10 protein-coding genes are annotated in these 24,101 nt (G+C 75.7%); 2 read left to right on the top strand and 8 right to left on the bottom strand.

The annotated features are described in order from the left end of the window. Window positions 1–10 precede the first annotated feature (10 nt). The 6 genes from AB0E19_RS05060 to AB0E19_RS05085 all read right to left on the bottom strand — a co-directional run bounded on the left by AB0E19_RS05060 (window position 11) and on the right by AB0E19_RS05085 (window position 5,545). Window positions 11–451: a GNAT family N-acetyltransferase gene (locus AB0E19_RS05060; RefSeq protein WP_362173800.1), complete on the bottom strand. Its 441-nt coding sequence runs from the start codon at window positions 449–451 to the stop codon at window positions 11–13. Window positions 452–667: 216 nt separating this feature from the next. Further along, the gene (locus AB0E19_RS05065; RefSeq protein ID WP_362173419.1) at window positions 668–895 is read right to left on the bottom strand and encodes a hypothetical protein; all 228 of its coding nucleotides are present in this window, start codon (window positions 893–895) and stop codon (window positions 668–670) included. After that, window positions 892–2,472 (bottom strand): amidohydrolase, encoded by a 1,581-nt coding sequence (locus AB0E19_RS05070; protein WP_362173803.1) that lies wholly within the window; start codon window positions 2,470–2,472, stop codon window positions 892–894. Before AB0E19_RS05070 ends, AB0E19_RS05065 begins: the two co-directional genes overlap by 4 nt. 15 nt (window positions 2,473–2,487) lie before the next feature. Beyond that, on the bottom strand, window positions 2,488–3,363 hold the full coding sequence (locus tag AB0E19_RS05075) for an ABC transporter ATP-binding protein (protein WP_362173422.1): 876 nt from the start codon (window positions 3,361–3,363) through the stop codon (window positions 2,488–2,490). Beyond that, a complete protein-coding gene (locus AB0E19_RS05080; RefSeq protein WP_362173426.1) occupies window positions 3,360–4,481 on the bottom strand; it encodes an iron chelate uptake ABC transporter family permease subunit in 1,122 nt (373 codons plus the stop codon). The genes AB0E19_RS05075 and AB0E19_RS05080 overlap by 4 nt, the downstream gene beginning before the upstream one ends. After that, window positions 4,478–5,545 (bottom strand): iron chelate uptake ABC transporter family permease subunit, encoded by a 1,068-nt coding sequence (locus AB0E19_RS05085; RefSeq protein ID WP_362173429.1) that lies wholly within the window; start codon window positions 5,543–5,545, stop codon window positions 4,478–4,480. The genes AB0E19_RS05080 and AB0E19_RS05085 overlap by 4 nt, the downstream gene beginning before the upstream one ends. 255 nt (window positions 5,546–5,800) lie before the next feature. Here AB0E19_RS05085 and AB0E19_RS05090 point away from each other — a divergent pair, with 255 nt between their 5' ends. Both AB0E19_RS05090 and AB0E19_RS05095 read left to right on the top strand, forming a co-directional pair. Then, window positions 5,801–7,501, top strand: a complete 1,701-nt coding sequence (locus tag AB0E19_RS05090; RefSeq protein WP_362173432.1) for an ABC transporter ATP-binding protein — start codon at window positions 5,801–5,803, stop codon at window positions 7,499–7,501. Next, window positions 7,498–9,513 carry an ABC transporter transmembrane domain-containing protein gene (locus AB0E19_RS05095; protein ID WP_362173436.1) on the top strand — a complete coding sequence of 672 codons (2,016 nt, stop codon included), beginning with the start codon at window positions 7,498–7,500 and terminating at the stop codon, window positions 9,511–9,513. Before AB0E19_RS05090 ends, AB0E19_RS05095 begins: the two co-directional genes overlap by 4 nt. A gap of 73 nt (window positions 9,514–9,586) precedes the next feature. Here AB0E19_RS05095 and AB0E19_RS05100 read toward each other — a convergent pair whose 3' ends face one another. Together AB0E19_RS05100 and AB0E19_RS05105 are read right to left on the bottom strand one after the other, a co-directional pair. Beyond that, entirely contained in the window at window positions 9,587–9,799 is a 213-nt protein-coding gene (locus AB0E19_RS05100) for an MbtH family protein (RefSeq protein WP_362173439.1), read from the bottom strand. Then, entirely contained in the window at window positions 9,796–24,021 is a 14,226-nt protein-coding gene (locus AB0E19_RS05105; RefSeq protein ID WP_362173442.1) for an amino acid adenylation domain-containing protein, read from the bottom strand. The genes AB0E19_RS05100 and AB0E19_RS05105 overlap by 4 nt, the downstream gene beginning before the upstream one ends. Between the last annotated feature and the right edge of the window lie 80 nt (window positions 24,022–24,101).

Below are 24,101 nucleotides of genomic sequence, written 5' to 3' on the forward strand. Positions count from 1 at the left end.
GGCGGGGCCCTCACGCCTCCAGGGCGCGGGCCAGGACGCGGGCGTCGCGGCCCGGGTCCAGGGACCGCGCCCACGCGGCCGGCGCCCGGCTCGGGCGGACCGGTGCGAAGCCGTTGCGGAGGAAGAGGCGGCCGCTTCCGGTCGTCGCCGTGAACAGGGCCGTGAGCGAGCGGTTGCGGGCCCTGGCCGTCGCCGCCTGCAGCAGACGGCTGCCCATGCCCGATCCCTGGCGGTGCGGGACGACGCAGAAGTTGTACAGCACCCCGGCGGTGGCGTGTTCGCGCAGCCCGAGGCAGCCTTCGAGGGCGCCGTCGGGCCCCTGGGCGACGAGGAAGTCGGCCGCCCGCGCGAGGTAGAGGGAGAGCGGGCGCTCCCGCAGCTCCCCCGTGCGGGCGAACGGACGGGAGAGCGCGGCGAGTTCCGGACCGTCGTCCCGGCGTGCCGCCCGCACGGTGAACTCGGCGGCGACGGACGGGCGGGGGGCGCGGGACGGCGCTGCGGGAGGCGGCGGTGCCGTGGTCAAGGCGTTCCTTCCTCGGATTCCACCGGGCGCGGCGGGGCTCCCCGACGGAGCCGGGGGCGGTCGGACCGCCGCGCAACTCCGGTGAGACCAACGAGAGTTAGGTTAGCCTTACCTTCTCCGTGAACCAAGTCGGCCGGTACGGCCTCACCCGCACGCGCGGCCCGGGTAGGCGTCGCTCTCCGGAGCCCCGGCCGCGCGCATGCGGCGGAGGACCTCCGGGAGCAGCGCGTCCTCCACCGGGGCCGGCACGTTCAGTTCCACGTCGAAGACCAGGGTCTCCCCGGCCCCCGTCCAGACGACCCACCGGGGCGGCTCCTCGGGCGCCCGCCAGAGGTGCGCCCATGCCCCGAGTCCGTCCGCCGGCCCCGTCATGCCGCCCACGTCCCCTTGGTGTCACGGCCGTCCACGAGCGTCGTCACGACCTCGATGTCCCCGATCCGGGAGGCATCGACGCGGCGCGGGTCGTCGCCGAGGACGACCAGGTCGGCCCGCTTGCCCGGGGTGAGGCTGCCGGCGCTGTCCTCCCAGCGGCAGGCATGGGCGCCCGCGACGGTGTAGGCCCGCAGGGCCTCCTCGACCGTGATGGCCTCGCCGGGACCGATGAGGGCCCCCGACGAGGACGCGCGCTCGACCATGAACTGGATCGCCCGCAGCGGCGCGCCGTCCGTGACGGGCCGGTCGGAGCTGCCGACGAGGGTCACGCCGTGGTCGAGGAAGCCCCTGCCCCGGTACATCCAGGGGGCCCGGCGCTCGCCCATCACGGCGGCGTAGTCGTCGCCGAAGGAGCGCAGGAAGCCGGGCTGGACGACCGCGCTGACGCCGAGCGCGGCGAAGCGCGGGAGCTGGTCGGGGCGGATCAGCCCGGCGTGCTCGACGCGGTGGCGGGCGTCGGGGCGCGGGCGCAGCTTCTGCGCCCGCTCCAGGGCGTCGAGGGCGAGGTCGGCCGCCCGGTCGCCGATGGCGTGCACGGCGAGCTGCCAGCCGCCGAGGTGCCCGTCCACGATGAGCTCGGTGAGGCGTTCCGGGTCGTCCTGGAGCTGCCCGGTGTGGTCGCCCATCCCCTCGTACGGCTCCGTGAGCGCGGCCGTCCGCGCCATCATGCCGCCGTCGGTGTAGATCTTGAGGGCGCCGACGGAGAGCCAGTCGTCGCCGAAGCCGGTGCGCAGGCCGAGGTCGAGGGCGCGCGGGATGCCGTCGTGCGCGTGGGCCCCGGCGGGCTTCAGGGTGTCGCCGCCCGGCATGAGCTGGACCCGCAGCGGCAGCCGGCCCTCGTCCCTCAGGAGCTGGTAGGCGCCGAGTTCGACCGGGCTGTGGCCGAGCAGGCCCCCGCCGATCCCGGCCTCGGCGCAGGCGGTGACGCCCTCCGAGAGGCAGACCCGGCCCGCGTGCTCGATGGCGTCGGCGAGCTCGGCCTGGGCGTAGGGCAGGCGGAGCCGCCGTACGGCGCCCATGGCGCTCTCGACGAGGAGGCCGTCCTCGTGGGGGACCTCGGCCGGGAGCAGGTCGAGCACGGCGGTGTCGACCACGCAGGCGTGGCCGGAGTCGTGCATGAGGAAGATCCGGCGGCCCTGGCTCACGGTGTCGAGTTCGGCGGCGGTCAGGTGGCGGCCGAGGGCCCGCTGGTCGTAGCCGCCGACGCTCACCCACGCGCCGGGCGGGCGGCGGGCGGCCGCGTCCGCCACGGCGGCGAGGACGTCGTCGACACGGGTGAGGCCGGCGATGCTGGGCGTGCGCGCCTTCAGCCCGGTCCACGCCAGGTGCACATGGCTGTCGATGAACCCGGGGAGCACGGTGGCCCCCTGGAGGTCGACGACCTCCCGGGCGGGCAGTCCGGTCACGGCCTCGTCCAGGCCGACGACGCGGCCGTGCCAGATGCCCAGGTCGTGGGCGACCGGGTGGTCCGGGTCCATGGTGAGGATGTTCCCGTTCGTCAGCCTCGTGCAGAGCATCATGGGCGGTCCGTCCTAGCGTCGTTCGGCCATCACGGCGTCGGCGGCGGCCGGTTCGCCGCCCTCGGTCTCCTCCGGCGCGAACCGCTTGGGCGCGGCGGGCACCATCAGGGGCGTACCGGTCTCGGGGTCGTCGATGATGCGGCAGGGCAGCCCGAACACGTCCTCGACCAGATCGGCGGTCATGACGTCGGCGGGGGCGCCCTGGGCGGCGATGACGCCGCCGGGGCGCATCACGACGAGGTGGGTGGCGTAGCGGCACGCCTGGTTGAGGTCGTGGAGCACCGCAACGACGGTGTGCCCCTTGCGGGCGTGCAGTTCGGCGCACAGGTCGAGCACGTCGACCTGGTGGGCGATGTCGAGGAAGGTGGTGGGCTCGTCGAGGAGCAGCAGGGAGGTCTGCTGGGCGAGGACCATGGAGAGCCACACGCGCTGGCGCTGGCCGCCCGAGAGGTCGTCGACGGGCCGGTCGGCCAGCTCCAGGACCCCGGTCTGCCGCATGGCCTCCACGACGGCCGTCTCGTCCTCGGCGGACCACTGCTTGAGCATGCCCTGGTGGGGGTAGCGGCCGCGGGCGACGAGGTCGCCGACGGTGATGCCGCCGGGGGCGGTGGAGGTCTGCGGCAGGAGTCCGATGCGGCGGGCGACCTCGCGCGAGCGGTACGAGGAGATGGCCGCGCCGTCCAGGTAGACCTGTCCGCCGCGCGGCTTGAGCATCCGCGCGAGGGCCTTGAGGAGGGTGGACTTGCCGCAGGCGTTGGGTCCGATGATCACGGTGAAGGAGTGGTCGGGAATGGCGACGCCGAGGTGTTCGGCCACCGTCCGCTGGTCGTAGGAGAGCGTCAGGTCCTCGGCGCGCAGCCGGGGCGTCGGGGTGTTCGTTCCAGTCATGCGCGGCTCTTTCGCGACTCGGTGATCAGCAGCCAGATGAGGTACAGCCCGCCGATGGTGCCGGTGGCCGTGCCCACCGGGAGGAGGGCCGGGGCGAAGAGGCGCTGCGCGGCGAGGTCGCTCGCCGCGAGGAGCAGCGCGCCCATGAGCGCGGCGGGCAGCAGGGCGGGGCCGGCGGTGCGGGTCAGGCGCCGGGCGAGCTGGGGCGCCGCCAGGGCGATGAACCAGATGGGTCCGGTCACGGCCGTGGCGAAGGCGGCCAGCGCGACGCTGATGAGGAGCAGCACCGCGCGGGTGCGGCCGACGTCGACGCCGAGGGCCGTGGCGGTGAGGTCCCCCATCTCGACCATGGCGAGCCGGCGGGAGAGGAGGAAGGCGGGCGGGAGGAGGACGGCGACCGCGATCAGGATGGCGTTCGCGTGCGTCCAGCCGCGGTTGCCCAGGCTTCCGATCAGCCACGCCTGGGCCTCCAGGGCCTCCTGGAAGGTCGCCCGGGTGATCAGGTACGAGTTGACGGCGAGGAGCAGCGCGCTGACCCCGATGCCGATGACGACGAGCCGGAAGCCCTGGAGGCCGCGGCCCAGCATGAGGAGGTGGACGGCGGCGGCGGTGGCGAGGCCGCCGATCAGGGCGCCGGTCGCGATCTGCGTCATGCTGCCGTGCAGGACGATGATGACGGTGAGCGCGCCGACGGCGGAGCCGTTGGTGAAGCCGATGATGTCCGGGCTGCCCAGGGCGTTGCCGGTGAGGCTGGTCAGGAGGGCGCCGCTGACGGCGAGGGCGGCGCCCACGGCCAGGGCGGTCAGCAGCCGGGGCAGGCGCAGGGTGTTGACGATGAAGTCGGCGCCTCCGGAGTCGCCGCCGGTGAGGGCCCGGAGCACCTCGCCGACGGTCAGTTCGTAGTCCCCGGTGGTCAGCGAGACGAGCGTGACGGCGAGGAGGGCGGCGAGGATCGCGGCGGTCACGGCCAGCGCCCTGCCCCGGACCCGTACGGAGAGCCCGCCGGCGGGGGTGCGCAGGACCGTACCGGTGATCACGCGCGGCCGGTGGGCGAACCGGCCCGGCGTGTCCCGGGACCCGGGGTGCGGGGCGGGTCCGCCCTCGCGTACGGCGCTCACAGCATGACCAGCTTTCGACGACGGCACAGGGCGAGGAAGACGGGGGCGCCGATGAACGCGGTGACGATGCCCACCTGGACCTCGCCGGGGGCGCCGATCACCCGGCCCACCACGTCGGCCCCGACGAGCAGCACCGGGGCGAGCGCCATCGAGTAGGCGAGCACCCAGCGCTGGTCCGGGCCGACGACGAAGCGGGCGATGTGCGGGACGACGAGGCCGACGAAGGCGATCGGCCCGGCGGCGGCGGTCGCGGCGCCGCACAGCAGCACGACGCCGAAGGCGCCGAGGATCCGGGTGCGGTGGACGTCGACGCCGAGGGCCCGGCCCATCTGGTCGCCCAGGGCGAGGGCGTTGAGCGCGGGGCCGAGCAGCAGGGCGATAAAGAGGCCGACGGCGACGAAGGGGAGGATCACGTACAGGACGTCGAGGTACCGGCCGGCGAGCGAGCCGACCGTCCAGAAGCGGAACTGGTCGAAGGCGCGCGGATTCAGCAGCAGGACCGCCGAGTTGAAGGCGTACAGCACCGCGGTCACCGCCGCGCCGGCGACGACCAGCCGGTCCGGGGTGGCGACCTTGCGCCCCGAGGAGCCCAGGAGGTACACGAGGGCCGAGGCGAGGGCCGCGCCGGCCAGGGCGAACCACACGTAGCCGAGGACGGAGCCGATGCCCAGGAAGGCGATGGCGCTGACGACCCCCGTCGAGGATCCCAGGCTGATCCCGAGGAGACCGGGCTCGGCGAGCGGGTTGCGGGTCAGCGCCTGCATCAGCGCTCCGGACAGGCCGAGGGCCGCGCCGACGAGGAGGCCGAGCAGGGTCCTGGGGATGCGGTAGTCATGGATGATGACGGAGGTCTCGGACCCGTCGGGGTGCCACAGCGCGTTCCAGGTGGCGGTGAAGGGGATTCCCCGCGTGCCCGTCCACACGCTGAGCAGACAGACGAGGACGAGCGCGGCGAGGACGGCGAGCAGCCCGGCGCTCCGCAGCACGGTGGCGGTGCCACGGGGCGTGGGCACGACGGCGGGGGCGGTCTCCTCGTCGGACACCGCCTGGGTTTCGACCGGCAACGACTGTTCCCCCTGACGGCGGTGCACGCGTACCGCGATCGTTCGTGTGCTGTAGGGATGAGTCAGTGACTCGACGCGTAGGAGACTTGCAACTTAGGCGAGGCTAACCGAACGTGGAGGTCGGGTCAACGCGCCTGAATCCAGGGGGAGATGGATCGAAGGGTCCACGTCCGCAGGGGTGTTCGACCCTCGCGTGAGCGGTCACGATCTTAGAGTAGCCTTACCTAACTTTCCAGACTCCAGACGGAGGGTCACATGCCAATCGGAGGACCGACCGGGGGGCACGTCCTCCGCGGTGCGATCAGGGGACAGCGCCGGAGGGTCGTCTCGGCGTCCCTGCTCGGCATGACCCATCAGGCGTGCGAGGCGCTGGTGCCCGTGGTCATCGGCGCCGCCATCGACACGGCCGTCGCCACCGGCTCCACGCCGGCGCTCGTGCGATGGCTCCTGGTGCTCGGCGTCCTCTTCCTCGTGCTGTCCACCTGCTACCGGACCAGCGCCAGGATCGCCGAGGGCGCCGGCGAGCACGCCGCGCACCGGCTCCGGCTCGAACTCGGCGCCCGCGTGCTCGACCCGCGCGGCGGCGCCGACGCGAACCGGCTCCCGGGCGCGCTGACCAGCATCGCCACCAACGACGCCCGCCGCGTCGGCTCGGTCGCCACCGTCCTCCCCTACGGCTGCGCGGCGATCGCCGCGCTCGTGGTCAGCGCGGTCGCCCTGCTGCGGATCTCCGTGCCGCTCGGCCTGCTCGTCCTCCTCGGCATCCCGCCGCTGCTGTGGCTCGGCCACCGCATCAGCCGGCCCCTGGAACGGCGCAGCGAGGCCGAACAGGAGAGCGCCGCGCACGCCTCCGGCGTCGCCGCCGACCTGGTCTCCGGACTCCGGGTCCTCAAGGGCATGGGCGCCGAGTCCGCCGCCGTGGCCCGCTACCGCACCACCAGCCAGGACTCCCTCGCCGCGGCGCTGCGGGCGGCCCGCAGCCGCGCGGGGCACGAGGGGGCGCTGCTCGCCCTGACCGGCGTCTTCATCGCGGTCATCGGCATCACCGGCGCCTACCTCGCCATGCGCGGCAGCATCAGCGTCGGCGACCTGGTCGCCGCGGTCGGCCTCGCGCAGTTCCTCCTCGGCCCCTTCCAGCTGCTCGCCTACGCCAACGCCGAGTTCGCCCAGGCGCGCGCCTCCGCCCGGCGGATCGCCGAGGTCCTCGCCTCCCCCGCCGCCGTGGACGGCGGCGAGCGGGCCCCGGACGGTACGGCGGCCGGACACGTCCGGCTGCGGGACGTCCGACTCGGCTCCCTGCGCGGCGTCGACCTCGACCTCCCGGCCGGCAGCCTCACCGGCGTCGTGACCCGGGACCCGGCCGTCGCCCACGACCTGCTCCTCGCCCTCGCCCGGGAGACGGACCCGGCCGACGGACGCGTCGAACTCGACGGCGTGCCCCTCACCGAGCTCGACCCCGACCGGCTGCGCCGCTCGGTCCTCGTCGCCCCCCACGACGCCGACCTGTTCGAGAGCAGCCTGCTGGAGAACGTGCGGGCGGGCGCCGACGGCACCGGCACCCCGGCCGTCGACGCCGCCCTGTCCGCCTCCACGGCGGACGAGGTGGCCCTGCTGCTGCCCGACGGGGCCGACACGGTGCTCGCCGAGCGCGGCCGGTCCCTCTCCGGCGGCCAGCGCCAGCGCGTCGCGCTCGCCCGGGCGCTCGCCGCCGACCGCACCGTCCTCGTCCTGCACGATCCGACGACCGCCGTGGACACCGTCACCGAGTCCCGGATCGCCGCCCGGCTGCGGGACGTCCGGCAGGGGCGCACCACGGTCCTGATCACCACCAGCCCGGCCCTCCTCGCGGTGACGGACCGGGTGGTCGTCCTCGACGGGGGGACGGTGGCGGCCGAGGGCGCGCACACCGCCCTCGTCGCCGGAGACGAGACCTACCGCGCGGCGGTGCTCGGATGACCGCCCTGCACGAGGACCCCGCGGGCCTCGCCGGGACGACGCGCACGACGGGGAACACGGAGGCGGAGACGGCCATGAGCGCGATCAGCACGCAGGACCAGGACCGCGCGGACGACCGGGGCCGCGCGGACGACCGGGAGCGCGAGCCCGACCGGGACCGCGGGCAGGACCAGGCCCGCGGGCAGGACCGGAGCCGCGCGCTCCTTCCGACGGCGAGCGGCGCGGAGAGCCGGGCGGCGCTCCGCGCGATCCTGCGCGGCCACCGGTTCCTCGTCGTCGCCGCCGTCCTCGTCCTGGTCGCCGGGACCGGGATCGGCCTGCTGACCGCCCCGCTGCTCGGCCACATCGTCGACCTGGTGGTGGACCGCGAGGGCCCCGGCGCCCTGACGGTGCCCCTGGTCCTGCTCGTCGTGGTGGCGCTGGCGCGCGGCGCCGCCGCCGCGTGGGGCAGCGCCCTGGTGGCCCGGCTCGGCGAGACGGTGCTCGCGGCCGTGCGCGAGCGGTTCATCGAGCGGGCGCTCCGGCTGCCCCTCGAACGCGTCGAGGCGGCCGGCTCCGGCGACCTCGTCTCCCGCGTCACCAACGACGTCTCGGTGATCGCCAAGTCGGTGCGCCAGGCCCTGCCCGAGTTCACCCGCTCCGCGCTCACCATCGTCCTGACCCTGGTCGGCCTCGCCGTCCTGGACGGCCGGTTCCTCCTCGCCGCGCTCCTCGCCATGCCCGTCCAGGTGCTGTCCGTCCGCTGGTACCTGCGGCGGGCCGCCCCCGTGTACGCCGAGCACCGCATCGCCACCGGCGCGCTCCAGCACCAGCTGCTCGACAGCATCGGCGGGGTGCGCACCGTCCGCGCGTTCCGGCTGAACGACCGGCACGCCACCCTGCTCGACGACCGTTCGGGCGCCGCCCGCGACGTGGCGCTGCGGGGGCTGCACATCGTCACCGGCTTCTTCTCCCGGCTGAACCTCGCCGAGTTCATCGGCCTCGCCGCCATGCTCGGCACCGGCTTCCTGATGGTCCGGGACGGATCGGTGAGCATCGGCACGGCCACCGCCGCCGCCCTGTACTTCCACAGCCTGTTCAACCCCGTCAACGCCGCGCTCTTCCTCATCGACGACGCCCAGTCGGCGGGCGCCAGCCTCGCCCGCCTGATCGGCGTCGCGAACCTGGCCGCCGAGCGGACGCCGGAGGGCGGGGCCGCGCCGGTCGACGGCGCGGTCAAGGTGACCGGGCTCGGCCACGCGTACGCGGACGGACGTCCGGTGCTGACCGACGTCGACCTGGAGGTGCGCAGCGGCGAGCGGGTGGCGCTGGTGGGCGCGAGCGGCGCGGGCAAGACCACGCTGGCCAAGGTCATCGCGGGCGTGCACCGGCCGACCGGCGGTGCGATCTCCCTCGGCGGGGTCGACGTCCGCGAGCTGGGCCCGGAGGGCGTCCGGCGGGCGGTGACCCTCATCAGCCAGGAGGTGCACGTGTTCGCCGGTCCGCTGGCCGAGGACCTCCGGCTGGCCCGGCCGGAGGCCACGGACGGGGAGCTGCGGGAGGCGCTCGACCGCGTCGGCGCCCTGGAGTGGGCGGAGGCCCTGCCCGAGGGCCTGGCCACCGTCGTGGGCGAGGGCGGTCACCGGCTGACGGTCGCCCAGGCCCAGCACCTCGCGCTGGCCCGGCTCGTGCTCGCGGACCCGCCGGTCGCCATCCTGGACGAGGCGACCGCCGACGCGGGCAGCGCGGGCGCCCGCGTCCTGGAGGAGGCCGCGGCCCGCGCCCTGGAGGGACGTACGGGCCTGCTGGTCGCCCACCGGCTGCCCCAGGCCGCGGCGGCGGACCGGGTGGTCGTCCTGGACCAGGGCCGGGTCGTCGAGACCGGCACCCACGACGAACTCGTCGCGGCCGGCGGCCCGTACGCCGCGCTGTGGGCGGCGTGGTCGGACAGCCGGCGGGCGGCGGACGCCCCCGAGGACGGCGGCGAGGACTCGGGCGAGGCCGGGCCCGGGCCGGCGCGCGGCGTCCGGTAGGAACCACGCGCGTACGCCGCCGCCCGCGGAGGGAATCCTCCGCGGGCGGCGGCGTACGTACGGACCGGCAGGCTCAGCCCCGCTGCGCGGCGGCGAGGCTCGCGGGCCGCAGGTCGGTCCAGTTCTCCTCCACGTAGGCCAGGCACGCCTCGCGCGTGCCGGGGCCCGCGACGGTGCGCCAGCCGGCCGGGACCTCGGCGAAGGCCGGCCACATCGAGTGCTGGTTCTCGTCGTTGGCGAGGACCAGGAAGGTGCCCTGCGGGTCCTCGAACGGGTTGGTCGTCATGCGGTGTCACTCCTCTGGGACGGTGCGGTGAACAGCTCGGACAGCGGCTGTTCCGGTCGGGCCGCCACGGTGCGCAGCAGCCGGAGCAGTTCGTCGGTGAGCCGCCGTGCCTCGGCGGTGCCCATCAGGTCGGTGGCGTGGACGAGCGCGCAGTGCACGGGACCGTCGCCGCGCGGCTCGTGGAAGCCGAGCGTCAGCTCGGCCCGGGTCCGTCCGGTCGGGACGACCTCCAGCGAGCCCAGGCCGCCTTCGAGCCGGCTCAGCTCGGCCTGCTCGTGGTGGACCACCATGACCTGGGGTCCGTCGGCCGGCAGGCCGGTGGCCCGGACGACCTCGTCGAAGGGGACGTCCTGCCGGTCGAGGGCGCCGAGCGTGGTCTCCCGCACCCGGCCCAGCAGTTCGGCGAAGGTCGGGTCGCCCGCGGTGTCGGTGCGCAGCACCACCGTGTTGAGGAAGCTGCCGACCAGATCGGCGAGCCGGTCGTCGGTGCGTCCCGCGACCATCGTGCCGATGGGCAGGTCGGTGCCCGCTCCGTGCGCGGTGAGCAGGGCCGCGAGCGCGGAGTGCAGCACCATGAACATGCTGGTGCCGGTGGCCCGGGCCAGCTTGTCGACGGCCGCGTGCAGTTCCTCGTCGAGCACGAAGGCGACGTGGTCCGCGGGGTGTCCCGCCGGTCCGGCGGCGCCGGGCCGCGGGCCGTCGCCCGGCAGGGCGAGGCGCTCCGGGACGTCCCGGAGGGTCTCCCGCCAGAAGGCGAGCTGTCGTCCGCCGCGGCTGTCGGGGTCCGTGGGGTCGCCGAGGATCTCGTGGGCCCAGCGGGTGTAGTCGGCGTACGAGACGGGCAGCGGCTCCCACGTGGGCGCGAGGCCCCGGACGCGGGCCGCGTAGGCGGTGGTGAGGTCGCGGAAGAGCGGGACCACGGACCATTCGTCGACGGCCAGATAGTGCAGGGCGAGCAGCAGGGCCTGCGTACCGTCCCCGCCCGTGAGCAGGCGGGCCCGCAGCGGGGCCTCCCGCTCCGCGTCGAAGGTCCCGGCGGCGAGTTCCCGCAGCCGGGCGTCCAGGTCGGCGCACTCCTCGGCGACCAGGACGGGGGCGTCGACGGGGCGCTGGTGCACGGCGCCGTCGCGTTCCGCGAAGGCCGTGCGCAGCGGCTCGTGGCGGCCGGCGGTGTCGGCGAGGGCGGCGGCGAGCGCGTCCGCGTCGAAGCCGTCGGTGGCGCGCAGGACCAGCGCGTGGTCGAAGCCGGGGCCGCGGCGGTACGCCCGCCACTGGGTGCGCTGGCCGGGCGCGAGCGGCAGCGGCCCGTCCCCGTGCGCGGCGGGACGCAGCGCCGGGCGGGCGGCCGCCGCGCCGTCGAGCTTGCCCGCGAGACCGGCGACGGTGAGGGCGTCGAAGACGTCCCGGATGCCGAGCTCGACGCCGAACTCCGTGCGGATGCGGCCGAGGAGCCGCATCGAGGCCATCGAGTGGCCGCCGAGGGCGAAGAAGTTGTCGTGCACGCCGACGCTGTCGAGCCTGAGGATCTCGCGGAACAGCTCGGCCAGGCGGGCCTGCGTCGCGGTGGCCGGGCGGGCGTCCCCGGTCATGGCCGACCAGTCGGGCGCGGGCAGCGCCTTGCGGTCCAGCTTGCCGTTGGGGGTCAGCGGCAGCGGGCCGTCGAGCGGCACCACGAGCGCGGGGACCATGTACTCGGGGAGCAGGCCGGCGACGTGGGCGCGCAGCTCCTGGGGGTCGAGGTCGCCCGACTCGGGGACGGCGTACCCGATGAGGCGGACGATGTCCCCGTCGCGGTCGGGCAGGACGGCGGCCTGGGCGACCGCGGGGTGCCCGGCGAGGGCCGCCTCGATCTCGCCCAGCTCGATGCGGAAGCCGCGCACCTTGACCTGGGTGTCGACCCGGCCGAGGAAGTCGAGGTTGCCGTCGCGGCGCCAGCGGGCCCGGTCGCCGGTGCGGTACATCCGGCTGCCGGGCGCGCCGTACGGGTCGGCGACGAACCGCTCGGAGGTCAGGCCCGGCTTGCCGAGGTAGCCGCGGGCGAGGCCGCGCCCGGCGACGTACAGCTCGCCCACCACGCCGGGCGGCACGGGCCGCAGGTGCTCGTCGAGCACGTAGGCGCGGGTGTTGGGGTCGGGTCGGCCGATCGGGACCCGGCCGGCCGGGGTGCCGCCGTGCTCGCGGGCCGGCCAGAGCGTGGAGTTGACCGTGGCCTCGGTGAGTCCGTAGGCGCAGATCAGGTCGGCGGTGGCGCCGAACCGCTCGAACAGGTCCGGCGGCACGGTCTCGGTGCCGACCAGGACGGTCGATCCCTCCGGCAGTTCGCAGCCGGGCGGCAGGGCCGACACCAGTGACGGCGGCAGGATCATGTGGGTGATCCGCTGGTCCGCGAGGAAGTCGGTGAGCGCCGGTCCGGCGACCCGCGCCTCGTCCGTGATCAGGACGAGCCGTCCGCCGTGGCAGAGCGCCATCGCCAGCTCGAACGCGAAGACGTCGAAGCCGATCGAGGCGAACTGCAGCACCCGGCTGTCGGGGCGCAGCCCCATGCGGTCGACGGCCGTCGCGACCAGGCTGGCGATGCCCTCGTGGGGCACGACCACGCCCTTGGGGCGGCCGGTGGAGCCGGAGGTGTAGATCACGTAGGCGGCCTGGTCGAGGGCGACCGGAGCGCTCTCCAGGGGCTGTCCGGGGAGGGCGTCGAGCTCGGCGGCGGTGTCCGGCGCGTCGAGCAGGACGACGGGCACGCCCGGCACGTCGGGGATCTTGCCCGCGACCGGTTCGGTGCCGACCACGAGGGCCGCTCCGGAGTCCTCGATCATGTAGGCGAGCCGGTCGGCCGGGTGGGCGAGGTCGAGCGGGAGGAACGCGGCGCCCAGCTTCAGGGCCGCGAGCACCGCGGCGACCATGTCCACGGACCGGGGTACGGCCACGCCGACGACGCTCTCGGCTCCGGCGCCGCGCGCGGCGAGCAGCCGGGCCAGACGGTCGGCGCGGGCGTCGAGCTGGGCGTAGGTGACGGAGCGGGCGCGGTCGACGACGGCGACGGCGTCGGGCCGCTCGGCCAGGCGCCGGGCGAACAGGGCCGGGAACGGCTCCTCCTCGACCTCGCGCGGCAGGCCGTTGAAGCCCTCCAGGACCAGCCGGCGCTCCTCGCCGGTGAGGATCTCCAGCTGCGACAGGGGCCGTTCGGGCGCGGCGACGAGGGCGGCGACGAGCCGGCGGAGCCGGTCGGCGAGCTCCGCGGCGGTCTCCGGGTCGAACAGCTCGGTGGCGTACTCCAGGCGGCAGCCCAGGGAGCCGGTGCCGCCGTCGGCCGGGGTGTGCTCGGTGAAGCTGAACACGAGGTCGAACTTGGCTGAGCGGATCCGGAACGGCACGTACTCCACGGCGAGTCCGGGCAGCGCCTGCTCCTCGCCGGTGCGGGCGTGGTAGCCGACCATCACCTGGAAGAGCGGGTTGCGGGAGAGCGAGCGCGTCGGGTTGAGCGCCTCGACGACCGACTCGAAGGGCACGTCCGCGTGGGAGAAGGCGGCGAGGTCGGTCTCGCGGACCCGGGCGAGCAGTTCGGTGAAGCCGGGGTCGCCGCTCAGGTCGGTGCGCAGCACGAGCGTGTTGACGAAGAAGCCGACGAGTTCGTCGAGGGCTTCGTCGCCACGCCCCGCGATGGGCGCGCCGAGGGGGAGGTCGGTGCCGGCGCCCATCCGGTGCAGCAGGGCGGCCACGGCCGCGTGCACGACCATGAACATGCTGGCGCCGGTCTCCCGGGCGAGCCGCCTGAGGCCCTCGTGGGTCGTGGCGTCGAAGGCGAGGTCCAGTTCGGCTCCGGTGAACGCCGGGCGGGCGGGCCGCGGCCGGTCCGTGGGGAGGTCCAACTCCTCGGGGGCGCCGGCCAGCGTCGTGCGCCAGTGCTCCAGCTGCCGCGCGGCCAGGCTGTCGCCGTCCGCCGGGTCGCCGAGGAGCCGCTGCTGCCAGAGCGCGTAGTCGGCGTACTGCACCGGCAGCGGCTCCCACGCGGGGGCACCGCCGCGTGTGCGGGCGGCGTAGGCGGCGGCCAGGTCGCGGAGGAAGGGGCGGTCCGACCACTCGTCGGTGGTGATGTGGTGGAGCAGCAGGACGACGACGTGGTCCTCGGGCCCCAGTTCCACGATCGTCGCCCGCAGGGGCAGTTCGGCGGCGAGGTCGAAGGGCCGGTTGACGGCCGCGTCGACGAGGCCGGGCAGCTCCTCCTCGGCGGCGCGGACCGTCTCCACCACGGGGCGCGCCTGCCCGGCGGGCAGCACCCGCTGGAGCGTCCGGCCGTCCGGTGTGGTGAAGAAGACGGTACGCAGGGCCTCGTGACGTTCCGTCACATCACCGAGGGCGGCGCGCCACGCCTCGGTGTCGAGGCGACCGCGCATCCGCATGACCAGCGGGAAGTTGTACGCGGCCGAGGTGCACTCGATCTGCTGGATCACCCAGAGCCGCTGCTGGGCGTGGGAGAGCGGCAGCTCGTCGGGGCGTTCGCCGGCCGTCAGCGCGGGGCGGGCCGCGCCGCCGCGACGGTCGGCCCGCTCCACCAGTTCGGCGACGGTGGGCGCCTCGAACAGGTCGCGGATGGCCAGTTCGGCGTCGAGCGCGGTCCGGGCGCGGCTGACGAGCCGGGTGGCGAGCAGGGAGTGGCCGCCGAGCTCGAAGAAGTCGCGGTCGATGCCGACGCTGCCCTCGGGCAGGCCCAGGACCTCGGCGAAGAGCGCGCAGAGCGTCTCCTCGCGCGGGGTGCGCGGCGGGCGGCTGGTCGTGGTCCCGGCGAAGTCGGGGGCGGGCAGGGCCCGGACGTCGAGCTTGCCGTTGACGGTCAGCGGGAGGGTGGCGACGGTGACGAGCGCGGACGGGACCATGTAGTCCGGCAGGCCGGCCTTCAGGTGGTCGCGCAGGTGCTGGAGCAGCTCCTCGTCGGCCTCGGTGCCCGCCTCGGGGACGACGTAGCCGGCGAGGCGCCTGGTGCCGGTGGACTCGTCGACGACGACGGCGGCGTGCGCGACCGCCGGGTGCGCGGACAGGGCGCCCGCGATCTCGCCGAGTTCGACGCGGTAGCCGCGGATCTTGACCTGGTCGTCGGTGCGGCCGAGGAAGTCGAGCAGTCCGTCGGGGCGCTGCCGCACGAGGTCGCCGGTGCGGTACATGCGCTCGCCGGGCTCGCCGAACGGGTCGGCGACGAACCGTTCGGCGGTCAGTCCGGGCCGGTCGTGGTAGCCGCGGGCGAGCCCGGTGCCGGCGATGTACAGCTCGCCGGGCGCGCCCGGCGGGACGGGCCGCAGCATGGCGTCGAGGACGTGGGCGCGGGTGTTGCGGATCGGGACGCCGACCGTGGAGGTGGCGCTGTCCGTCGTCGATCCGCCGAGGGTGTTGATGGTGTACTCGGTGGGTCCGTACAGGTTGTAGCCGTAGGTGCCCTCGGTGCGGCGCAGCCGGTCCCAGACGGTGTCGGGGACGGCCTCGCCGCCCAGCAGGACCAGGGCGGGCCGGTGCTTCCCGGCGGCCTCGTCGTGGTCGAGCAGGCCTTCCTCGACGAGGAGCTGGGCGTAGGTGGGCGTGACGTTGACGACGTCGATGCGGTGGGCGTCGCAGTAGGCGACCAGCGCCTCGGCGTCGCGGCGCAGGTCCTCGTCGCAGACGTGGACCTCGTGGCCCTCGACGAGCCAGAGGAGCTCCTCCCAGGACATGTCGAAGGCGAAGGAGACGGTGTGCGCGACGCGCAGCCGCCGTCCGCCGGCGGACGCGATCGCCGGGTCGAAGATCTCCTTCTGGTGGTTGAGCTGCATGTTCGTCAGACCCCGGTAGGGGGTGACGACGCCCTTGGGCCGGCCGGTGGAGCCCGAGGTGTAGATGACGTACGCCGGGTGCTCCAGGCGGTCCCGCACGTCGCGCGCGAACGCGGGCCGTTCGGCGTCGGTGATCGTGGAGCCGGGCAGCGCGTCCAGTTCGGCGGCCACGGCCTCGTCGTCGAGGAGGAGTTCGGGGGCGGCGGGGCCCCCGGGGCCGCGCAGGGTCGGGGCGACGGCCGTGGTGGAGACGAGGCACAGCGGTCCGGTGTCCTCGGCCATCAGCCGCAGCCGGTCCGCCGGGTGGTCGAGGTCGAGCGGCAGGTAGGCGGCGCCGGTCCGCAGGACGGCGAAGAGGGCCGCGACCATGTCGAGGGAGCGGGGCAGCGCGAGCGCCACGGCCTTCTCGGGTCCGGCGCCCCGGGCGAGCAGCAGCCGGGCGATCCGGTTGACGCGCGCGTCCAGTTCGGCGTACGTGAGGGCGCGTTCGCCGAAGACCAGGGCCACGGCGTCCGGGGTTCGGGCGACCTGGGCGGTCAGCAGGTCGGCGACGGTCTCGTTCGGCACGGGCTCGCGGCTGGCGTCCCACGCGGCCGTCAGGGCGGCGCGCTCCGGGGGCAGCAGCAGGTCCACGGCGGCGGTGCCGGCCGAGGCGGCGTCGGGGCCGGCGAGGAGCTCGCCGAGCCTCTCCAGGACGGTGGTGAACCGGCTGAGGACGGTCGCGGACGCCTCGGCGTCGAAGAGGTCGGGCCGGGCCGCCAGGGTGACCCGCAGCCGGGTCTCGGGGGTGACGATCAGGGTCAGCGGGAAGTGGGTGCCGTCGACGTTCGCCACGTCCGTGATGCCGTGCCGCCTGCGCAGTTCGGCGGCCCGCTCCTCGCCGTCGGCGGAGCGGAGCACGAAGAGGGTGTCGAAGAGGCGGCGGTGCCCGGTCTCCTGCTGGAGGGTGCCGAGGCCCACGTACTCGTACGGCATGACGGCGGCGCGCTCGGACTGCATCCGCCGCAGCAGGTCGAGCAGCGGCTCGTCCGGGGCGAAGGAGACGCGGGCGGGGATCGTGTTGAGGAACATGCCGATGATGCCGGCCGCGTCCGGCACGTCGGCGGGCCGTCCGGCGACCGCGGTGCCGAAGGCGACGTCGCCGCGTCCGGTCAGCGCGGACAGGACCAGTCCCCAGGCGGCGTTGAGCACGGTGTTGAGGGTGAGGCCGTGCCGGCGGGCGAGGGCGCGCAGCCGGTCGCTGGACTCCCGGGACAGGACGGCGTGGTGGTCGGCGGGGATGACGGGGCCCGCGTCGCGGCCTGCGGGGGCGACGAGCGTCGGCTCGTCGAAGCCGGCGAGGGCCTCGCGCCAGGCGCCGAGCGCGCGGGTCGCGTCCTGCCGGTCCAGCCAGGCCAGGTAGTCGCGGTACGAGCCCGGGGCGGGCAGGCCGGTGGTGTCGCCGGACCGCTCGTACAGCGTGAACAGCTCTTCCAGGAACAGCCAGGCGGACCAGCCGTCCCAGAGGATGAGGTGGTGGGTGACGACGAGCCGGTCGCGGCCGTCGCCCAGCCGGAGCAGCCGGAGGCGGCAGAGCGGCGGCGCGGACAGGTCGAAGCGCTGCCGGCGGTCGGCGGCGAGCAGCTCCTCGACGCGCGCGGTCCGCTCCTGCGGGGCGAGGCCGGTCAGGTCGGTCACGGTGAGCGGGATCTCGGCGCCGTCGGCGATGAACTGCACGGGCCGGGGCAGGCCGTCGCTGGTGAAGCCGGCGCGCAGGCTCGCGTTGCGGTCGAGGAGGGCCCGGCAGGCGGCGCGCAGCCGGTCCGCGTCCAGGCGGTGGTCGAGGTCCAGGGTCTCCTGGGAGAGGTAGACGTCGAGGGCGTCGCCGCTGTCGTAGGTGGCGTGGAAGTACATGCCCTCCTGGAGCGGGGAGAGCGGCCACACGTCGGCGACGGTGAGCCCGGCGGCGACGGCCTCGACGCGGGCGGCCTCCTCCGGGGTGAGGTCGAGGCCGACCGGCGGGGCGGGCACGGGGGGCTCGGCCGGCGTGGCGGCGGTCAGCCGGTCGAGCAGGGCGCGCAGCGCCGGGTCGACCTCGGCGCCGGACAGGGCCTGCGCGGCGAGCACCGCCTGGAGCGCGGCGGCGGCCTGCCCGGCGTCGGACGCGGACACGGTCACCCCGGCGGCCGGGGCCCCGGGAACGGTCCCGGGAGCGGCTGCCTCGTCGGACCCGGCGGGCCCGGCCGGCCCGTCGGGCTCGTGCGCGGCCGTCGCGGCGAGCGCGGCGGGCGTACGGTGCTCGAACACATCGCGCGGGCTGATGATCAGTCCCCTTTCACGGGCCCGGGTGGCGACGGCGATGGAGGTGAGGCTGTCGCCGCCGAGCATGAAGAAGTCGTCGTCGGCGCCGATGCCCTCGGCGCCCAGGACCTCGGCGAAGATCCGGCAGAAGGCGTCCTCCCGCGCGTCGCGGGGGCCGCGCCCGCCGGGCCGAGGGGTGAACTCCGGTGACGGCAGGGCGTTCTGGTCGAGCTTTCCGCTCGGTGTCAGCGGCAGCTCGTCCAGGGTCACGACGGCGCCGGGCACCATGGCCGCGGGCAGCGCCCCGGCGAGGGCGGCGCGCAGGGCCTCGCCGTCCGGGGCGGTGCCGTCCGGGGCGGTGCCGGGCGCCGGGACGGCGTAGCCGAGGAGGGCGCCGTCGCGGACGATGACGGCGGTGCGGCCGACGCCCGGCAGGGCGGCCAGCGCGGCCTCGACCTCGCCGAGTTCGATCCGGTTGCCGCGGATCTTGACCTGCCGGTCGGTGCGGCCGAGGTACTCGACGGCCCCGTCGGCACGGCGGCGGACCAGGTCGCCGGTGCGGTACATGCGCGCACCGGGCTCACCGAACGGGTCGGCGACGAACCGCTCGGCGGTCAGGCCGGACCGGTCGTGGTAGCCGCGGGCCAGCTGGACGCCGGCCAGGTACAGCTCGCCGGGGACGCCGTCGGGCACCGGGCGCAGGAACGGGTCGAGCACGTGCAGGCGGGTGTTCCAGACGGGCCGGCCGATGGGGACGGCGAGCTCCGTCCCGCCCTCGTACGGGAAGTACGTGACGTCGACGGCCGCCTCCGTGGGGCCGTACAGATTGTGCAGCGGCACGGGGCCGTGCGCGGAGCCGGAGGTGAGCTCCGACCAGCCGCGGGCCTGGGCTCCGGTGAGCGCCTCGCCGCTGCAGTACACCCGCCGCAGGCTCGCCGCCCAGTCGGGCGGGCCGCCGTCGGCCTCCATGGCCTGGGTGAAGGCGGCCAGCATCGAGGGGACGAAGTGCGCGGTCGTGATCCGCCGGGAGTGGATCAGCTCGGCGAGGTAGCCGGGGTCGCGGTGGCCGTCCGGGCGGGCGAGGACGACCGTCGCCCCCGCGGTGAGCGCCCAGAAGAACTCCCACACGGACACGTCGAAGCTCGACGGGGTCTTCTGCAGCACCCGGTCGTCGGCGGTGAGCCCGTACGCGTCCTGCATCCAGGCGAGCCGGTTGACGACCGCCCGGTGGGTGACGGCGACGCCCTTGGGGCGGCCGGTGGAGCCGGAGGTGTAGATGAGGTACGCGGGGTGGTCGGGTCCGGCGGGGCGCCCGGGTGCCCCGGCACCGGCCGCCGTGTCCTCCCGGCCGAGGACGAGGGGGACGAGGCCCGCCGCGTCCGGCAGCCGGTGGACGGCGTCGGCGGTCGTCACGACGGTCCGCGCACCGGAGTCGGCGAGCATGTACGCGATGCGTTCGGCCGGGTAGTCCAGGTCGAGGGGCAGATAGGCGGCGCCCGCCTTCAGGACGCCGAGGAGGGCGACCATCAGTTCGGCCGAGCGGGGCACGGCGACCGCGACGTACGCCTCCGGGCCCGCCCCGTCGGCCCGCAGCCGGGCGGCCAGGGCCTCGGCGCGCCGGTCGAGTTCGGCGTAGGTGAGGGTGGTGGACTCGAAGACGACGGCGGGGGCGTCCGGGGTGCGGGCCGTCTGCGCGGCGATCAGCTGGACGAGGGTGGCGTCGGGGACGTCGTGCGCGGTGGCGTGGGCCGCGGCGAGGTGGTCGCGCTCGCGGTCGGAGAGCACGTCGGTGCGGGCGACGGTGCGCCCGGGCTCGGCCACCAGGGTGCGCAGCAGCGCGGTGAACCGGCGGGCGAGGACGGCCACGGTCACCCCGTCGAGGCGGGCGGCGTCGTGCTTGAACCGCAGCAGCAGGCCGTCGCCCGGGTCGACGACGAGGGCGAGCGGGTAGTGCACGGCGTCGAGCACCTCGACGCCGGTGACACGCAGGGCGCCGGGCTCCGTGCCGTCCTCCGGGTCGCCGGCCGGGAAGTTCTCCAGGACCACGAGCGTGTCGAAGAGCTCGCCGCCGCCGGCGAGCCGCTGGATGTCGGCGAGGCCGAGGTGCTGGTGGTCGAGGAGGGCGGCGTGCTCGTCCTGGACCCGGCGCAGGAGGTCGGCCGGTGACTCGTCGGGGCGCAGGGTGACGCGGGCCGGGACGGTGTTGATGAACAGCCCGACGGCGGAGTCGAGGCCCGCGACCTCGGTGGTGCGTCCGGAGACGGTGGTGCCGAAGACGACGTCGTGGCGGCCGGTGAGCGCGCCGAGGAGCAGGGCCCAGGCGCCGTGCAGGACGGTGCCGAGGGTGAGGCCGTGGGCGCGGGCGAAGGCGTGCAGCTCGGCGGTGAAGCCCTCGGGCAGCCGGGTGTCGACGTGCTCGGGCCTGGCGGGGGCCCGCTCGGCGTCGTCGGTCGCGGCCAGCCGGGTGGGCTCGTCGAGGCCGGCCAGGGCGGCGCGCCAGGCGGCGCGGGCGCCGTCCCGGTCGCGGGCGGCCAGCCACGACAGGTACGGGCGGGGGTCGGCGGGCTCGGGCAGGGCGTCGCCCCGGTAGGCGGCGGCCAGTTCGCGCAGGAGGACGGTGACGGACCAGCCGTCGGCGACGATGTGGTGCAGCGTGAGCAGGAGGCGGTGGCGCCGGCCGTCCTTGATCAGGGTGGCCCGGAGGAGGGGCGGCCGCGTCAGGTCGAAGCGTTCGGCGCGGTCGGCGGCGAGCAGCGCCCCGATCCCGGTCTCGGCCGTGTCGGCCTGCCGCCACGGCAGCGTGACGTGGTCGGCGAGCCGCTGGACGACCTCGCCGCCGGGCAGCTGGCGGTAGGAGGCGCGCAGCAGGGGGTGCCGGTCGAGGGTCGACTGGAGGGCGTGGCGCAGCCGTTCGGGGTCCACCGGGCCGTCGAGGTCGAGGAGTTCCTGCACGACGTAGAGGTCGGCGGCGTCCTCGTCGAAGGCGGCGTGGAAGTAGAAGCCCTCCTGGAGGGGGGAGACGGGCAGGGCGTCCTCGTCGAGCGCGACCGGGGCGGCCGCGGCGGGTGCCTCGCCGGCGGCCCGGGCGAGCGCGGCGACGGTGCGGAGCCGGAACACCTGGCGCGGGGTGAGGGCGAGCCCCGCCTCGCGGGCGCGGTTCACGAACTGGATGGCGACGATGCTGTCGCCGCCGAGCTCGAAGAAGCTGTCGTGGACGCCGACGGAGGGCAGGCCGAGGACGTCGGCGAAGAGCGCGGCGAGCGTGGTCTCGGCCGGCCCGGTGGGCGCGTCGGCGCCGCCGACGGCGGTCCAGCGCGGCTCGGGCAGGGCGCGCTTGTCGAGCTTGCCGTTGGGGGTGAGCGGCAGCGGCCCGTCGAGCACGACGACGGCGGACGGCACCATGTGGTCGGGCAGGGCGTCCGCGGCGCGGGCGCGGGCGGCGGCGACGGCGGACTCGGTGTCCGTGCCGTCCTCGCCCACCAGGTAGGCGACGAGGCGCTTGACGCCCCGGTGGTCCTCGCGGGCGAGGACGGCGGCCTGGGCGATGCCCGGGCAGGCCATGAACGCGCTCTCGATCTCGCCCGGTTCGATCCGGTGCCCGCGGATCTTGATCTGGCCGTCGGCGCGGCCCAGGAACTCGATGTTGCCGTCGGCGCCCCAGCGGACGCGGTCGCCGGTGCGGTACATGCGGCTGCCGGGCGCGCCGTACGGGTCCGCGACGAATCGTTCCGCCGTCAGGCCGTGCCGGCCGAGGTAGCCGCGCGCCAGGCCGCGCCCGGCGACGTACAGCTCCCCCTCGGCACCGACCGGGACCGGGCGGAGGGCCGTGTCGAGGACGTAGGCGCGGGTGTTGGGGTCGGGCCGGCCGATGGGGGCCGGGCCCGGGCGCTCCGGGTCGGCGGGCCACAGCGTGGAGTTGACGCTCGCCTCGGTGAGCCCGTACGCGACGACGACCCGGACCCGCCCCGCCCAGCGGGCGATGAGCTCGCCGGGCACGGCCTCGGTGCCCACGATCAGGACGGCGCCGTCGGGCAGTTCGCACTCCGGCGGCAGCGCGGAGACCAGGGACGGCGGCAGGATCATGTGGGTGGCCCGGTGCCGCGCGATGTAGTCGGTCAGGGCGGGGCCGGCGACGCGGCGCTCCGCGGGGACGACGATGATCCGGCCGCCGACGCACAGCGACATGATCAGGTCCCAGACGGTCACGTCGAAGCCGACGGACGCGAACTGGACGACGCGGCTGTCGGCGGTGATGCCGATGCGGTCGGTGGCGGTGGCGACGAGGCTGCCGACGCCGTCGTGCGGGACGACGACGCCCTTGGGGCGGCCGGTGGAGCCGGAGGTGTAGATGACGTACGCCGCCTGGTCCAGGGCGACCGGCACGCCGGGGGCGGTGGCGTCGCGGCGCGCGAGGGCCTCGGCGGTGGCGGGGTCGTCGAGCACCAGACGGGTGACGCCGGGCGCCTCGGGGAGTTCGCCGGCGAGCTCCCGTACGGTGATCACGGTGCGGGCCCCGGCGTCGTCCAGCATGTAGGCGATGCGGTCGCGCGGGTGGTCGGCGTCCAGCGGCAGGTAGGCGGCGCCGGCCTTCATCACTGCGAGCAGGGCGACGACGAGTTCCGGGGAGCGCGGCAGGGCCACGGCGACGACGTCCTCGGCGCGGACGCCGCCGTCGGCCAGGTGGCGGGCGAGTCGGTTCGCGGCGGCGTCGAGCTCCGCGTAGGTCAGCTCGCGCTCCTCGAAGACGAGCGCGACGGCCTCGGGCGAGCGGCGCACCTGCGCCTCGAAGGCGGCGGGCCAGGAGAGGTCGGCGGTCTCGCGCGGTGCCACGCCGAACTCGTCGAGCAGGAGGGCGCGTTCGGTGTCGGAGGTGAGGTCGAGGTGGCCGACGGGGCGGTCGGGTTCCTCGGTGAGGGCGTGCAGTAGCGCCAGGAAGCGGCGTTCGTGGGCCCGCAGGGTGCCCTCGTCGCAGACGGCCGCGTCGGCGTCGAGGTACACGGAGACGCCGCCCGTGTCCGGGACCTCGCCGAAGCCGAAGGCCAGGTCGCTGACGGGGCCGAGCCACTCCGGCCGGAGTTCGGCGGTGCCGTCCCCGAAGCGCAGGTCGTCGGGCCGGGGCAGGATGTTGACGGTGGGGCCGACGAGTTCGGCGACGCCGTCGACGAGCCCGAGCTCCTTGGCCAGGTCCTCGGCGCGGTAGCGGCCGTGCGCGACCGCCTCGGCGACGGCCTCGCCGACGTGGGCCACGAGGGCGGACGCGGTGGTGGCGGGCCGCACGGTCAGGCGGAGCGGGACGATGTTGGAGACCATGCCGGGGACGGTGGCCGCCACCTCGTCCTGGCGTGCCGCGATCGGCAGGCCGAGGACGAGGTCCTGCTCTCCGGTGACCCGGTGGAGATACGCGGCCACGGCGGCGATCAGGACGCGCGAGGCGCGGGAGCCCGCGCGGTCGGCGGCCCGGCGCAGCCGCCCGGTCTCCTCGGCGGACAGCTCCACCGACCGCCTCAGCCGGCGGGTCGTGAGCGAGGGCGCCCGCTCGACCAGGCGGGCCGGTTCCGGCAGGCCGGCCAGGCGCTCCCGCCACCAGGCGCGCTCGGCCGCGTACCGCTCGGAGGCCCGGTGGGCGAGGTCCGCGTCGACCAGGCTTCGCAGGGACCGGCCGGGGCCCGCGGGGGCCCGCTCCCCCAGGGTGTAGAGCTCGCCGGCGCGCCGGGAGATCAGCGCGACGCCCATGCCGTCGACGAGGAGGTGGTGGTACCGCTGGTACCACCACACGCGGTCGTCGGCGAGCCGGAGCAGGGCCTGGGCGAAGAGCGGGCCGCCGGCCGGGTCGGCGGGCCGGTCCCGGTCGGCGGTGATCCACTCGGCGGCGGCCGCCTCCGGCTCCGCCGCGTCGCGCAGGTCGACGACGGGGACCTCGAAGGCGACGGCGACGGGCGTCTGGCGGAGCCCGCCGTCCGCCGCCGGCGCGATGCGGACGTGGAGGCACTCGGCCTCCGTGACGGCCCGCCGCACCGCGGCGCCGAGGCGGCCGAGGTCGACGGCGCCGCGCAGGTCCAGGGCGAAGACGATGTTGTAGGCGGAGCTGTCCGGTTCGATCTGCTGGGCCAGCCAGATGCCGGTCTGCCCACCCGTCAAGGGCATCCCGGGCGCGGATGTCCGGTCCGACTCGACGTCAAACATCGTACGTTGTGCCTTTCCCTGGCGGTGCGGCGGTGAGGGGC

The sequence above is a fragment of the Streptomyces sp. NPDC047974 genome (assembly GCF_040653375.1).
Taxonomy (GTDB): Bacteria; Actinomycetota; Actinomycetes; order Streptomycetales; family Streptomycetaceae; genus Streptomyces.